Source organism: Rhodococcus koreensis (assembly GCF_017068375.1).
Lineage (GTDB): Bacteria > Actinomycetota > Actinomycetes > Mycobacteriales > Mycobacteriaceae > Rhodococcus_F > Rhodococcus_F koreensis.
Map to the genome: position 1 here is coordinate 6541943 of NZ_CP070609.1, position 14708 is coordinate 6556650.

Genomic DNA, 14708 nt, shown 5'->3' on the forward strand with positions numbered 1-14708 from the left:
ACGGCCGCTCAGTACCGGGAACGAAGTAGCTTCCTGCGGCGCCGCGTGGTTCGCCGCGCCCACGGGCGGTCGCCGGTGGTCGCGAACGTCCATACGGCGATCGCGAGCGCCGCAACGGACAGGAGATCGGACACCGTGAGGCCGTGGGTGGCGTCGAATTCCCAGAGCACCTGGCCCTCGAGCGGGCCGTTGCCGAAGATCCAGACCACCGCGGCGACGACGGTGGCGCCTGCGGTCAGGCTGGAGGGGCGTGCAAGGCACAGTGTGGTCGCCGCGAACAGGAAGTTCATGAACACGAGTGGATAGAAGGGCAGCGCCATCCCGTCATTCTTCCAAGCTGCATCGGGATCGCGCACGGCGCGTCAGGCAACCGTACGGTCGGGAGGGTCGTTCTTACTTGTCGCGTCCTCTTTGGCGGGCAGTTCGTGCAGGTCTTTCTGCCGTATCGCTTTCCCGATGAGGATCGCGAGCGGCACCGACAGTGCTATCCACGCGAGCAGGACCCAGGCAATCCACCACACACATCGAGTATGCCCGCCCCTGGACGCGTGCCCAAGGGCGTCGGGTGCGCCGCCGTCCGTGGGGACTGGTCGGTAGCGGAAATTCGGAAAAATTACCTGGTCATCGCCGGTTTGCCGTAGCGAGTTCGGGGCACCCCCTCGATAGGGATTGGTTCTCTTTTTCAAGGAGGTGGGTGATGACGACACCAGGTATGTCGATCGAGAGACACCCTGATATCGCCGAGTTGCGGGCTCGCTACGACCGAGTCTCGGAACAGCCGATGACACAGGTCACCGAGGGCCTGATGTTCATGGCAGGCCTGTACATGGCGGCGTCGCCGTGGATTGTCGGGTTCGCAAGCCAGTCTGGCCTGGCGATGTGCAACTTGCTGTCGGGTATTGCGGTGGCACTGCTTGCCGTCGGTTTCACGTCGGCCTACTCACGCACGCACGGCATGGCATTCGTCGCGCCGTTGCTCGGACTGTGGATGATCGTCAGCCCGTGGCTGGTCGTCGGAGTAACCACCACGGCGGGAATGATCTGGTCGAACGTGGTCTGCGGCATCGTCGTGTGTCTGCTGGGTCTCGGTATCACCGCCATGGGTATGGCGGACGGCGGCATGAGGATGAGGAGGAGGTAGACACGCACGTGCCCGCATGGGGATGGGGCACGAGCCGAAGAAGCGCCCGCCGGATCCGGTGGGCGCTTCGACTGCGTTCAGCTGGTCCCGCGTTCGGCTAGTTCTGTTTGAGGAACGCGTCGTGCTCTCCGTGGGCGCGTTTGATGAGGTCCAGGAGTGCGGTTTCCTCGCGGACCATCTTCTTGAATTTCGGGTCGAGTTTCTTGAGTTGTTCTTCTTCGTTGATCAACCTGTCGTACATGCGTTCGCGCTCGGCGAGGTCGGCGGTGTAGTCGAGGTCGAGGTAGTTGACGGCGTGCCGCCGGGCGCCGGCGATGGTGGACTGCGCCCTGCCTTTCTTGCTGGCGAGCGACGCGATCACGGTGATCACGAGGATGCCGATGATGACGCCCAGTGACACGAATGTGCTGATCTCGATGACGTTTACCGGTTCGCCGCTGTTGATGAACGGCAGGTTGTTCTCGTGCAGTGCGTGCAGGATCAGCTTGACCCCGATGAACGCGAGGATCGCCGCGAGTCCGTAGGACAGGTAGATGAGGCGGTCGAGGAGACCGTCGAGCAGGAAGTACAGCTGCCGCAGGCCCATCAGCGAGAACACGGTGGCGGTGAAGACGACGAAGACGTTCTGGGTGAGACCGAAGATCGCGGGGATGGAGTCGAGGGCGAACAGGAGGTCGGTGCCGCCGATCGCCACCATCACCAGCAGCATCGGCGTCATCATCCGCTTGCCGTTCTCGACGGTGAACAGCTTGTCGCCGTCGTACTGCTCGGTGGTGTGCATGAATTTCTTCGCGATGCGGATGATGAAGTTGTCGGCCGAGTGCGAGTCCTCGGTTTCGGGTCGCAGCAGGTTGCCGGCGGTGATCAGCAGGATGAGGCCGAAGAAGTAGAACACCCACGCGAACGAGTTGATGAGCGCGGCGCCGAGGAAGATGAACCCCGTCCGGGCGAAGATCGAGAACACGATGCCGAACAGCAGCACTTTCTGCTGGTCTTCCCGCGGCACCCGGAAGCTGGAGATGATGATGAGGAAGACGAAGAGGTTGTCGACGGACAGTGCCTTCTCCGTGACGTAGCCGGCGAAGTACTCCGTGCCCATGTCGACGCCGCCGAAGATCAGGACGGCGACACCGAAGAGCAGCGCGAGTCCGACGTAGATCGACGACCAGATCGCCGCTTCCTTCAGCGTCGGGATGTGCGCGTGGCGGACGTGGAAGAAGTAGTCGAACGCGAGCAGCGCGACGATCACCACGATCGTCAGAATCCAGGCGAAGGGAGTTACATGCACCGTTTCTGCCTCTCCGTCGAAGCGAACGCTCTGCCCGTCAGCGTAGTCCCGCGCACGGCGCGACTTGGCAGAACCGGCGCGGTCGCCGGGGCGGCACAGTTGCTGCCGCCCCGGCGACCGGGCTCAGTTTCGGTCGCCGAACACCGTCCGGTGCCAGTCCTTCCTGGCGGTTCCGGTGATGTCGGACATGACGTGCTTGACGTTCGTGTACTCGTCGAGCGAGTACGTCGACATGTCCTTGCCGTAACCGGACGCCTTGTACCCGCCGTGGGGCATTTCGCTGATGATGGGGATGTGGTCGTTGATCCACACGCAGCCCGCCGCGATGTCGCGGGAGGCGGTCTGCGCCCGGTACAGGTCCCGCGTCCACGCCGACGCCGCCAGCCCGAAGTCGGTGTCGTTGGCCAACGCGATGCCGTCCGCATCGTTTTCGAACGGCAGGACGACGAGGACGGGGCCGAAGATCTCGCGCTGCACGATCTCACTCGACTGGTCGGCGCCCACGACGAGCGTCGGCTCGTAGTAGAAGCCGGACGCGAGGTCGCCGCCGGGGACGGCACCGCCGCGCACTATCTTCGCCCCGGTGTCGCGGGCGCGGTCGACGAACCCGGCGACGTGCTGCTGCTGCCGCCGCGACACCAACGGACCCATGTCGGTGCCGGGATCGGACGGGTCGCCGAGGCGGACGGTGTCCATGAGCGAGGCGACGCCGGCGACGAAATCGTCGAACAGCGGACGCTGCACGTAGGCGCGGGTGGCCGCGGTGCAGTCCTGGCCCGAGTTGATGAGGGCACCGGCGACGGCCCCGTTGATCGCCGCCTCGAGGTCGGCGTCGTCGAACACGATGAACGGGGCCTTCCCGCCCAGTTCCAGGTGCAGCCGCTTGCCGGCCGCGGCGGCCGCGATCTGCCGTCCCACGGGAGTCGATCCGGTGAAGCTGACCATGCTCACGTCCCGGTGCGACACCAGCGATGCGCCGGTGGTCGCGCCGCGGCCGGTGATCACGTTGACGACGCCGTCCGGCAGTCCGGCCCGGGTCGCCGCCTCGGCGAACAGCAGCGACGTCAGGGGAGTGATCTCCGCGGGTTTGAGCACGATGGTGTTGCCTGCGGCGACGGCGGGCAGGATCTTCCACGCCGCCATCTGCAGTGGATAGTTCCACGGCGAGATCGACCCGATCACCCCGACGGGTTCCCGGCGGATGCTGGACGTGTGGTCGGGCGAGTACTCACCCGACGCCTTTCCCTCCAGATTGCGAGCCGCGCCGGCGAAGAACGACACGTTGTCGATCGACCCGGGGACGTCGAACTCGGTCGACAACTTGATCGGCTTGCCCGTCTGCCGGGTTTCGGTGGACGCGAGGTCGTCGGACATCTCGGTGAGTTCGGCGGCCCATCGCGTCAGGACGGTGGAACGCTCGCCCGGGCTCGTCGTGGACCATTGCGCGTACGCGGCTTTCGCGGTGGCGACCGCGTCGTCGACGTCGACGACCGAGGCCTCGGTGCGCGACGAGATCACCTCACCGGTGGCCGGATCGAGCACCTCGTACCGTTCGGACGCTGCGCCGTCCCGGTAGCGGCCGCCGACGTACAGCCCGGGAAGGTCCTGGTGGTTCACAGCAGATTCCAGGCTTCGGTGAGGACGCCGCGGAGGATGTTTTCGATTTCGTCGAATTCGGTTTGCCCGCAGATCAACGGCGGTGCGAGTTGGATGACCGGGTCGCCGCGGTCGTCGGCCCGGCAATACAGGCCGGCGTCGAACAGGGCGGTGGAGAGGAACCCGTGCAGGATCCGCTCGGCCTCGGCGTCGCTGAACGACTCCTTCGTGGCCTTGTCCTTGACCAGTTCGATGCCGTAGAAGAACCCCTCCCCGCGCACGTCCCCGACCATCGGCAGATCGGTCAGCTTGTCGAGGGTGGCCCGGAACGCCGGCGCCTGCTCGGCGACGTGCGCGTTGAGGCCCTCGCGTTCGAAGATGTCCAGGTTCGCCAATGCCACCGCCGCGGAGACCGGGTGCCCGCCGAAGGTGTAGCCGTGCGCGAACATCGACGTCCCGTCCGCGAACGGTGCGAACAACCGGTCCGAGGCGATCATCGCCCCGATCGGTGAGTACCCCGACGTCAGGCCCTTGGCGCAGGTGATGATGTCGGGCACGTACCCGAAGTCCTCGCACGCGAACATCGACCCGATCCTGCCGAACGCGCAGATCACCTCGTCCGAGACCAGCAGCACGTCGTACTCGTCGCAGATCTGCCGGACCCGCTCGAAGTAGCCGGGCGGCGGCGGGAAGCAGCCGCCGGCGTTCTGCACCGGTTCGAGGAAGACGGCGGCGACGGTGTCGGGGCCCTCGAATTCGATGGCCTCGGCGATCCGGTCGGCGGCCCAGATCCCGAACGCCTTCGGATCACTGCCGAGGGGGTCGGGGGCGCGGTAGATGTTGGTGTTGGGGACCCGGAACGCGCCGGGGGTGAGCGGTTCGAACGGCGCCTTCAGCGCGGGGATACCGGTGATCGCCAGCGCCCCCTGGGGGGTGCCGTGGTAGGCGATGGAGCGGGAGATGACCTTGTGTTTGCCGGGTTTGCCGACCTTCTTGAAGTACTGTTTGGCCAGTTTCCAGGCGCTTTCGACGGCCTCGCCGCCGCCGGTGGTGAAGAAGACCCGGTTCAGATCGCCCGGGGCGTAGCCGGCGAGGCGTTCGGCGAGTTCGATGGCGGGTTCGGTGGCGTAGGACCAGAGCGGGAAGAACGCCAACTGTTCGGCCTGCTTGGCGGCGGCCTCGGCGAGCTCGGCCCGGCCGTGCCCGGCCTGCACGACGAACAGCCCGGACAGCCCGTCGAGGTAACTCTTACCGGTGGAGTCCCAGATCCGGGCGCCGTCGCCGCGGGTGATGATCGGCGGGGTGATGTTGTCCCCGTGCCGGGAGAAATGCCCCCACAGATGGCGGCGGGCGGACGCTTCGAGCTGCGCTGAGGTGCGCGAGGAGGTGGTTTCCGTAGTCATCGGGTTCCCCAATCATATTGCTGCTTGACAAGTTTCAGGTACACCATCGTCTCGGTGCCGAGCACGCCGGGGATGGTGCGAATCTCTTTGTTGAGCACGGTCAGGAGGTGGTCGTCGTTCTCGCACACGATCTCGGCCAGAATGTCGTAGGCGCCCGCCGTCAACACGACGTAGTCGATGGCGTCGACGTCGGCGAGCCGGGCGGCGATCTCGGTGACATCACCCGAGCAGCGGATCCCGACCATGGCCTGGCGTGAGAATCCCACTTGAACGGGGTCGGTGACCGCGACGATCTGGGTGACGCCGGTGTCGATCAGCTTCTGCACGCGTTGGCGTACAGCCGCTTCCGACAATCCGACGACCTTGCCGATGGCCGAGTACGACCGTCGTCCATCCTCCTGAAGTTGCTCGATGATCTGCTTGGACACGGGATCGAGAGACGCGGGCTGCTCAGACATGGTCGAATCCTCCCTTGCTCACTGTGTCGAAGACAATCGGCTCGGACATTGTCGGAAACTATCGCCTCTTCCCGGTGGCTTCGGCGCTCATCACTCGGGCGCCTTCACTTCCGTGTCGGCGGTGAGGGTGCGTCCGCGGAAGAAGTTCCCGGTTCCGGTGGCGAAACACAGCAACATCAGGGGGATTCCGACGACCAGCATTCCGACCCCGAGAACGAACACGCCACCGAACGGGCCGAACGCGGTGAATCCGTAGTCGGGACGCAGCATGTCGACGGCGCTCTGAACGAAGGCCCACGTCATACAGAGTGCGCCGAGCAGCGGGAAGATGCCGCGCATGAACAGATTCCGGGTCGAGTCGAACAGTGTCCGCCGGAAATACCAGACGCAGGCGTAGGCGGTGATGCCGTAGTAGAAGGCCACCGCGAGCCCGAGTGATGCCACCGAATCCTGCAACGCGTTGGAACTGGCGAACGACAGCACCAGGTAGAACAGCAGCGCCGCCGCCCCCATGACGAGGGTTCCGAAGCCGGGTGTCATGTATCGGGGGTGCACGGACGCGAACCGTTTCGGCAGCGCCTCGTAGACCGCCATCGACAGCGTTCCGCGCGCCGTCGGCAGGATGGTGGTCTGGGTCGAGGAGAGCGCGGAGATCGACACCGTCAGCAGCAGCAGCGAGGCTGCCACCGGCCCGGCGACCGGCCCGCCCAGGGTGGTCAGCACGTCGTCGACGTTCTCGGGGTTGTTCAGTCCGATCCCGGTGTCGCCGAACCCGGCGAACGACTGGACCGCGTAGCCGACCAGGACGTAGGTGGCGACGAGAATCACCGTCGTCAGCACCGCGGCACGGCCGGGTGTCCGCTCGGAATCCTTCGTCTCCTCACCCACGGCGAGGCAGGCGTCCCACCCCCAGTAGATGAAGATGCACAGGATGATCGCCTGCGCGGCACTCGACATCGAGACACCGGTCGGGATGATCCAGTCGAGTTGCGGGGTGACGGCCTGCGGGCCGGCGGTGCCGCCGAACACCTTCGACAGCGCGAGGACGCTGACGCCGATGAGGACGGCGAACTGCACGGCGATCAGGACGTTCTGCAGCCGTTCGCTGATGAGGATGCCGCGAAAACTGACGTACGTCATGGCCGCGATGAAAAAGCATCCCAGCAGTACCTTCGCGGCGAGCGACTCGGCCGCCGCGTGCAACCCGAGAACCTCGAACAGGTAGATCGCGGCGATCTCCGCCGTGTTGGCGAGGACGATGATCGCGGACACGGCGAGCCCCCACCCCGCCATCCAGCCCACCCACGGACCGAAGGCCTTGGTGCCCCAGGTGAACGAGGTCCCGCAGTCCGGGGTGTCCCGATTCAGCTCGCGATAGGCGAACGCCGTGAGCAGCATCGGAATGAAGGCGACGAGGAACATCGACGGCGCCTTCTCGCCGACCGCCAGCACGACGTACCCCAGCGTCGCGGCGAGGCTGTAGGCCGGCGCGACGGACGAAAGCCCGATCACCGTGTTGCCGATCAATCCCAGTGCGCCGCTGTTGAGCCCCTTCGCGGAGCTGTGCGGATCGGGGGTCTGGGTCTTCAAGGGGGGTGGTTCGGCAATGCTCATTCATACTCCCTCGAGGTGTGGCTGTGGGTTTGAGTGCCCGGGCAGGTGTGGTTAAGGGGTGCAGTGGTTTTCGTGGCTATGTGGCCGGCGCGGCGAGGAATACCTTCCGCAGCGTGTCGCGCACGATCCACCGGGTCTTCTGGCCGGCCCGCACGCGCACGACACTTCCGGGACCGAGGTCGAGATCCGGGGTGTCGTCCTCGAACTGCACGGTCGCGTCGCCGCTGAGCACCACGAACACCTCGTCGATCTCGACGTCGCACGAGACGCTGGGCTCGATTTCCCACACGCCGACGGTGACCCCGGCGAAGTCACCGAGCATTCGTTCGCCGACCATCGGCGCTCCCTCGCCGACGACCTGGTCGCCGGGCAGGCGGTGGTAGGTGAGATCGGCGGTTCGAGCCGCGGTGTGCGGTCCGGAACGCCAGGATTCGTCGGTGTGGACGGCGGTCACGAATCGAATCCCAGGCCGACGGCGTCGAGGGCCTTGAGGAAGACGTTCCGTCGGCCTTCGTTGTGGTCGGCGCGATCGAGCGACCAGCGGGTGGCATTGATGCCCGCTGCCGCCAACGGCTCCGGCGGGAAGGGGAGGGGCATGTCCTTCACCAGGGCCAACTCGGTCAGGGCAGTCTTCTCGCCGGCGACCTTGTCGAGCATGACGTTCGCCGCGAAGCGGGAGGCGCCGACGCCGAGACCGGTGAAGCCGGCAGCGTAGGCGATGCGGCCCTTGGCTGCGGACCCGAAGAACGAGCAGAAGCGCGTCGACGTGTCGATGACGCCGCCCCACCTGTGCGTGAACTCGAGGCCCTCGAGCTGGGGGAACGTGGTGAAGAAGTGCCGCGCGAGCCTCCTGTGGGACTCGGGGCGGTCTTCGAGGTCGTGGTTCAGGCCGCGCCCGAAGTGGTAGATGGCGTCGTATCCGCCCCAGAGGATCCTGTTGTCCCGGGTGAGCCGGTAGTAGTGGAACTGGTTGGACATGTCGGAGATGCCCTGTCGCGCAGACCATCCCACCTCCGCGAGCTGGGCGTCGGACAGCGGCTCGGTCATGAGGACGTAGTCGTACACCGGAACCGTGTGCAGCCGGTACCGCTTCAGCAGGGACGGAAAGGCGTTGGTTGCCAGGATCACTCGGTCCGCCGACAGGGTCGCGCGCGCCGTCCGGACGCCCACTCGGGACGACGAGCGGGAGCGGACGAGGTCGAGAACCTTGGTGTGTTCGTGGATCTCGACGCCGTGCTCAGCGCAGACCCGGCCGAGTTCGGTGGCGAGCTTGGCCGGATGCACCAGCGCGGTGGACGTCTTGTCCCACACCCCGGCCAGATACGTCGGCGAGTTCACCTGGGCGCGCATCGCGGGCCCGTCCAGCACCGCGGTCGTCGCGCTCGGCGGGGTGCCGAGCGCTTCCTCGGCCTGGTAGTCGGCGATGGCGACCGAGATGGCGCCGTTCCGTTCGAAATCGCAGTCCAGGCCGAGCGTGTGGACCGTCTTCTCGATGGCGTCGAGGTTCTCGAGCCCGAGCGATTCGAGGGTGTCGATCTCCTCCGGCCAGCGTCGGCGGCCGTTCTCGCTGCCGTGGGTGAGGCTGGCCTCGACGAATCCGCCGTTACGGCCGGAAGCGGCCCACCCGATCGTCTCGCCCTCCACGAGGGCGACGGACAGTTCGGGGTGGCGTTGCTTGGCGAGGAGCGCGCTCCAGAGTCCGGTGTAGCCGCCGCCGACGACCACCAGGTCGTATGCGGCGTCGGCCGTGGCGGCCGGATAGGTGCGGGTGTCGGCGACGTCCTCGATCCAGAACGGTGCCAACCGGGTGCGCCGGAGCGCATGGTCGACAACCGTGGCGTTCGGTTGTTGCTTCTCGAACACTGTCTGCAGCATGTAGCACCTTTGTCGATGGACTGACCGAAGGTGACGTGTGAGGCACGTCACCGTGATCCATCCTGACGTGGAGTCGCCACTATTTCAATAGCAAATGAGGAAAATCGTTACTGATTCCGTGGTTGATATCGGATTTGGGAACCGAATCGGTTGTTTGGATCGGCTGGCGCCGAACCGCCGACCGTCAGCGTGCGAGCTTGCCGAGGTGCAGCGACACCGAGCGGACCGGGCTGATCCTCGCCTCGTCGCCGGACTTGACGGCGTGGATCGTGCCGAATTCGACGGTCTCGTCGGGGTAGCTGCCCGCGAAGGCGTAGGCGTAATACGTTCCCGCGACAGCATCGCCCGGGACCGTGTACGTGACGGCCTCCTCGAGGACCTCGCCGGGTTGAAGGTCGACGTCGATCGGTCCGAAGAACGGATCGCTGGTCCGGTTGTCGGGCGACACGGCGCTCACCCACACCTGGCCCGTGTAGGGGCGATCATCGGGTGCCTCGACGAGCATGGTGGCGTCGACGGTCCCGCCGTCCGCGGGCAGCGTCGTGTCGGAGTCGGCGCGCAGCGTGACCCGCACCGGCAGATCCGTGTCGGGGTTCGCAGGCCCGGTCGACGCGGGTGAACCGTCGCCGACCTCGGGCCAGCCGTTCGCCCAGACGATCCGGTCGATCATCCCCTCGCGGCGCCGGGCTCCGCTGGGCAGATCCCGGTTGTCGCGCGGAATGGCGTGATACACGATCCAATCCGCGCCCGCGTCGTCGGAGACCACCGTGTTGTGACCCGGCCCGGCCCACGGTTCGCTGCCGGCGAGGATGAGCGCGCCGCCGCCGTCGTTCAGGTCCTGCCCCTTCCGGTCGAGGTACGGACCGGTGAGTGATTCGGACCGGCCGACGAGGACGCGGTAGGCGGTGTCGGCGCCGTTGCAGCAGTTGCCTGCCGAGAGGAACAGGTAGTAGTAGCCGTCGTGGAATTCGACGTAGGGGCCTTCGAAGCGTTCGTCGGCGACGCGGACGGGTTCGCCGGCCGCCGCGGTCCCGTCCGCGCTGAGCGGGATCGCGTGGACGCCCTGAAAGTTGCCGACGAACATCGTCTTCGTCGTCCCGTCGTCCCACACGAACGGGTCGATGGTGCCGCCCACGCCGACGTCGTGGGCGCAGAAGACGGGTCGGCCGAGGTCGTTCCACGGTCCGGTGGGACTGTCGGCGGTGGCGAGGCCGATGCAGGGATTCGCCTCGTCGTAGAGCGAGTAGTAGAGGCTGTAGCGGCCGTCGGATTCGAGGACGTTCGGGGCCCACGCCAGCTTGCCGTCCGGATGCCACGCAGGCCGGTCGGGGAAGACGTCGCCGAGGTACATCCAGTCCATGAGGTCGGCGGACTTGAAGATCGACATGTTGTGCATGCCCTGGCCGTCGCCCCAGTCGTCGGCGGTGGTGTACATGTAGAACATGCCGTCGGAGGCGCGGACGACGCTCGGGTCGGCGGCCACCGGTTGCACGATCGCGTCGGCCGTTGCCGACGGGGCAGGCGCAAGCGTGAGGACGAGCAGAGTCAGGGCCGCGGTGATCCACCCGCGCCGCGGCAGGTGCCGGGTATGGGACCTGTGCAACCCGGATCTGTGCAGCGCAGCATCGTCAGTGTTCACGTTGCTCCCAACCTCGCCTGCCCGGAATGCGCAAATCTATAAGGGTGAGGTCGAGGTTGAGGGCGGATCCGGCTCACTGGCGCCGGACTGCAACCGAACCGTGTTCTGAGGGCGGTGACCGGTGTCAGGCGGTGGGTTCGAGCAGAACCAAAGGGATCTCGCGATCCGTCTTCTTCTGGTAGCCCGCGTAGCCCTTGTAGGCGGCGGTCACCTGCGGCCACAGACGGGCCCGCTCCTCGGGGGTTGCCACGCGGGCGCGCATGGACTGCGCGGGCTGCCCCTGGACCGAGAGCTGGACCACCGGGTTGGCCTGCAGGTTGAGGAACCACGCGGGGTGGCGGTCGTCGCCGCCGCGTGAGGCCACCACGACTCGGGTGTCGCCCTCGGTCACCGGCACGGTCAGCATGACGCTGTGCACCTTCCCGGTCTTGCGGCCGACGGTGGTCAACTCCACCGCAGGCATCTTGCCGAAGCTCTTCCCAACTCGCCCGCCGGTGATGCGCAGGACAGCGCGGTGTAGGGCGTTCATGAACTTGAGTCCGCGGTCCGAAGGCATGGTGTCAGCGTAACGAGGTCGGCGCCCGGCGGAGGCCGGCTCCGCCGAACCTCACCTCACCGCACCGCTGGTTGCTCGTCGACGAGTTCGCTCGGGCCGATTCCCGCCTCGCCGGCGATTCCGGCGAGTTCCGCGCCCACCGATTCGTGCGGCTCGTCGGCCGTCGGGTTCTTCTGCGGTCCGGTGAGCAGTGAGGCGATTCCCCCGATCACGCAGGCGACGATCGCGAACGCGAACGCCATTGCCAGGCCGTCGGCGAATGGTCCCGAGATCAGCTGGGGAAAGAAGTCCAGGCCGGTCAGGTGTGCCTGCTGCTGCTCGCTGAGTGCGGACAGGTTCGGTCCGAGCAGTTCCTGAATCGGGTTGACGCCGAGGAATGCCGCGAACAGGACTGCGACGGCGGGCAGATTCGCGATCTGGGTGGCCTGCGCCGCGGGCACCCCGTTCGCCATCAGTCCGTCGCTCATCGCTGCCGGAAGGTTGGAGCTGAGTCCGGCGATCATCAGGCTGAAGAAGAATCCGATCGACAGCACCATCGCCGCGTTCTGGAAGGTCGTCATCATGCCCGCGCCGACGCCGCGCGCGTCGGCGGGCAGGCTGTTCATCACCTCTGCCCGGTTCGGCGCGGAGAACATGCCCATGCCGATGCCGTTGATCAGCAGAATCGCGGCGAAGGCCCAGTACTCGAAATCGACCGGCAGGGCGATCAGCAATCCGAAGGTTCCCGCGGTGATGAACATGCCGACGCTGGTGAACCACTTGGTGCCGAACCTGTCGGAGATGACCCCGGACACCGGCGCCGACATCAGGAATCCGATGGTCATCGGCAGCATGTAGATGCCCGCCCACAGCGGAGTGCGGCTGTAGTCGTAGCCGTGCTGCGGCAGCCAGATGCCCTGGAGCCAGATGATCAGGATGAACTGCAGTCCGCCGCGGCCGAGTGACGCGACCAGATTGGCGATGTTGCCCCAGGTGAACGACTTGATCTGGAACAGGTGCAGGTTGAACAGGGGATTGGCGACCCTCGTCTCGATGACGCAGAAGGCCGCGAGGACGGCGAGACCGCCGATGACGCACCACAGCACCAGCGGACTGGTCCAGCCCATCGACGAGGAGCCGTACGGCTGGATGCCGTAGGTGATGCCGACCAGGACGGCGATCAATCCGATGGCGAACGTGACGTTTCCCCACCAGTCGATGTCGGCGTGCCGGCGGACGCCGGTGTCGCGGAGTTTCAGGTACGCCCAGATCGTGCCGACCACGCCGAACGGGACCGAGACCAGGAAGATCAGGTTCCAGTGGATCGGCGCGAGGATGCCACCGATGAGCAGGCCGAGGAACGATCCGGCGATCGCGGCGACACCGTTGATGCCGAGCGCGAGCCCACGCTGATCGGCGGGGAAGGCGTCGGTGAGGATTGCCGACGAGTTCGCCATCAGGAAGGCGCCGCCCACGCCCTGGACGACGCGCCACCCGATGAGCCACAGTGCGGCCTCGGAGCCGTCGAACCACGTCACGGCCAGGAAGATCGAGGCGATCGTGAACACGGCGAAACCCATGTTGTACATCCGGGCGCGGCCGAACATGTCGCCGAGCCGTCCGAAGCTGACGACCAGCACCGCGGTGACGACGAGGAAGCCCATCATCATCCACAGGAGGTAGCTCGTGTTGCCGGGTTCGAGCGGGTTGAGATGGATGCCCTTGAAGATGTCGGGGAGCGCGATCAGCACGATGGACGAGTTGATCGTGGCCACCAGCATGCCGAGGGTGGTGTTCGACAACGCAATCCACTTGTAATGCGGGCCGAGCTCGTCGAGCGCCGTGGTGCGTTCATCGTTCGGGACGGCAGGTTCCTGCGTCTGCGAGACCAAGGAATTTCACCTCTGGGCTTTCATAGTTTTCAAAAGTAAGTAAATGGAAAGCAAAGTGTTCGGTTGTCGTGTGTGCTCTTTGTGTATGACATTCGGTCGACCGTGGCATCCCTCGATCGGAAGTGCCCGGGTTGTCCGTTATGTCGGTGTCGCTCAATCGGTTCCGCTGAGCGACGTGGATCAGTTTCGGATGATACGACGTCTCGATCGACCCCGCACCCCCAGGCGCTGTGACGTCACCGTCGGTCGATCGGGGGACAGTCGAATCATCCGGTTCTCGGCCCGATCGGGGGACGGTCGTGAGGCCCGATCCGCGACAGGATGATTTTTGTCCGGGGGCCGGCAACAGGATGAGGAAGATGTCGACGATTGCGAGCACGACCCTGGCCGAATTGGCATCCGAGTGGTGCACTGAGGCGGAGATTCAGATGCAGGCATCGCCTGCGTCGGGCGGACGGAACGCGACGCGGAGCGTGTTGTTCATCGGCAACCCGTCCACCGTCACCGAAGTGACGCACTGGGCTGCCGTGCGGCACTGGACGGTGGAGCAGGGGTTGAAACCCGTCCGCGAATTCCGCGGCGACGTGGTGTGCGCGATCGTCACCGAGGCCGTCGCCGACGGCACTTGCCCGTCGGCGGATGCGGCGGTGGTGCAGCGTGCACGCGCCCGCGGCCTGGACTGCATCCCCGTCTACGACATCGAGCCGTGGGGGACCGCCCGGTTGTCCAGTGTGCGGCCGGCTACGTCGGCTCCGTGAGCGCCCGCTGGGCGGCGGGCCAGAACTCGAATCCCGCGGTCATCAGTCCGCCGAGTCCGATGATGACCACCGCGGCGTCGACGCTCGTCCGCCCCTCCTTCGCCCAGTAGACGTCTTCGAGGTCGAGCAGCAACGCCAGTTCGTCGACGATGAGCGCGGTGCCGACGCCGTACGAGATCGGGACCGTCGGATGGCGGCGTTGCTTCTCCGAACCCCGCACCGCCACGGCCCCGACCCCGGCCAGCGCGGCGATGCCGAGGTTGTAATGGTGGAAATGGCGGCCGTGGAGACTCAACCCACCACCTGCCGGCCCGTGCCCGCGCCTGATCCAGTGAGTCAACGCCCGCACCCCGGCGAACGTCGCCGTGAACGCCGCCCACGACACGACCGCCGACTGCTCACTCGGATCGAGCTTCCTCCGCCACGCCGCACGCAGACGGCGCAGGCGACTGCGGTGGGGTACATCGTCGAGCGGGCGACTGGTCACGGGGTCAATCGTGCCACTGACG

15 protein-coding genes are annotated in these 14708 nt (G+C 66.2%); 2 read left to right on the forward strand and 13 right to left on the reverse strand.

Going from position 1 to position 14708, the window contains the following annotated elements; translation table 11 throughout:
- Positions 1-8 precede the first annotated feature (8 nt).
- Positions 9-320 carry a hypothetical protein gene (locus tag JWS14_RS29735; RefSeq protein WP_095861345.1) on the reverse strand — a complete coding sequence of 104 codons (312 nt, stop codon included), beginning with the start codon at positions 318-320 and terminating at the stop codon, positions 9-11.
- A gap of 42 nt (positions 321-362) precedes the next feature.
- Positions 363-521 (reverse strand): hypothetical protein, encoded by a 159-nt coding sequence (locus JWS14_RS29740; RefSeq protein WP_167372168.1) that lies wholly within the window; start codon positions 519-521, stop codon positions 363-365.
- A gap of 176 nt (positions 522-697) precedes the next feature.
- Here JWS14_RS29740 and JWS14_RS29745 point away from each other — a divergent pair, with 176 nt between their 5' ends.
- Entirely contained in the window at positions 698-1141 is a 444-nt protein-coding gene (locus tag JWS14_RS29745) for an SPW repeat protein (protein WP_072937494.1), read from the forward strand.
- Between the two features lie 97 nt (positions 1142-1238).
- Here JWS14_RS29745 and JWS14_RS29750 read toward each other — a convergent pair whose 3' ends face one another.
- The 10 genes from JWS14_RS29750 to JWS14_RS29795 all read right to left on the reverse strand — a co-directional run bounded on the left by JWS14_RS29750 (position 1239) and on the right by JWS14_RS29795 (position 13441).
- Positions 1239-2429, reverse strand: coding sequence for a TerC family protein (locus tag JWS14_RS29750; protein ID WP_072937493.1), 1191 nt, complete (start codon positions 2427-2429; stop codon positions 1239-1241).
- A 123-nt stretch (positions 2430-2552) separates the two neighbouring features.
- Complete coding sequence (locus JWS14_RS29755) at positions 2553-4046, reverse strand: gamma-aminobutyraldehyde dehydrogenase (protein WP_095861344.1); 1494 nt, start codon at positions 4044-4046, stop codon at positions 2553-2555.
- On the reverse strand, positions 4043-5428 hold the full coding sequence (locus tag JWS14_RS29760) for an aspartate aminotransferase family protein (protein WP_095861343.1): 1386 nt from the start codon (positions 5426-5428) through the stop codon (positions 4043-4045). The genes JWS14_RS29755 and JWS14_RS29760 overlap by 4 nt, the downstream gene beginning before the upstream one ends.
- Positions 5425-5886: an Lrp/AsnC family transcriptional regulator gene (locus tag JWS14_RS29765; protein ID WP_009478710.1), complete on the reverse strand. Its 462-nt coding sequence runs from the start codon at positions 5884-5886 to the stop codon at positions 5425-5427. The genes JWS14_RS29760 and JWS14_RS29765 overlap by 4 nt, the downstream gene beginning before the upstream one ends.
- Before the next feature lie 90 nt (positions 5887-5976).
- Entirely contained in the window at positions 5977-7500 is a 1524-nt protein-coding gene (locus JWS14_RS29770) for an APC family permease (RefSeq protein ID WP_095861342.1), read from the reverse strand.
- Positions 7501-7576: 76 nt separating this feature from the next.
- Complete coding sequence (locus tag JWS14_RS29775; protein WP_095861341.1) at positions 7577-7954, reverse strand: cupin domain-containing protein; 378 nt, start codon at positions 7952-7954, stop codon at positions 7577-7579.
- On the reverse strand, positions 7951-9375 hold the full coding sequence (locus JWS14_RS29780; RefSeq protein WP_095861340.1) for an NAD(P)/FAD-dependent oxidoreductase: 1425 nt from the start codon (positions 9373-9375) through the stop codon (positions 7951-7953). The genes JWS14_RS29775 and JWS14_RS29780 overlap by 4 nt, the downstream gene beginning before the upstream one ends.
- Positions 9376-9559: 184 nt before the next feature.
- Positions 9560-11014, reverse strand: coding sequence for a family 43 glycosylhydrolase (locus JWS14_RS29785; RefSeq protein WP_095861339.1), 1455 nt, complete (start codon positions 11012-11014; stop codon positions 9560-9562).
- Between the two features lie 124 nt (positions 11015-11138).
- The gene (locus tag JWS14_RS29790) at positions 11139-11570 is read right to left on the reverse strand and encodes a nitroreductase/quinone reductase family protein (protein WP_095861338.1); all 432 of its coding nucleotides are present in this window, start codon (positions 11568-11570) and stop codon (positions 11139-11141) included.
- Positions 11571-11626: 56 nt separating this feature from the next.
- Complete coding sequence (locus JWS14_RS29795; protein ID WP_095861337.1) at positions 11627-13441, reverse strand: MFS transporter; 1815 nt, start codon at positions 13439-13441, stop codon at positions 11627-11629.
- Between the two features lie 359 nt (positions 13442-13800).
- Between JWS14_RS29795 and JWS14_RS29800 the strand changes: the two genes are divergently transcribed.
- Entirely contained in the window at positions 13801-14199 is a 399-nt protein-coding gene (locus JWS14_RS29800; RefSeq protein ID WP_095861336.1) for a hypothetical protein, read from the forward strand.
- Here JWS14_RS29800 and JWS14_RS29805 read toward each other — a convergent pair.
- Positions 14183-14686, reverse strand: a complete 504-nt coding sequence (locus JWS14_RS29805; RefSeq protein ID WP_095861335.1) for a hypothetical protein — start codon at positions 14684-14686, stop codon at positions 14183-14185. The two genes, JWS14_RS29800 and JWS14_RS29805, sit on opposite strands and share 17 nt — an antisense overlap.
- Positions 14687-14708 lie beyond the last annotated feature (22 nt).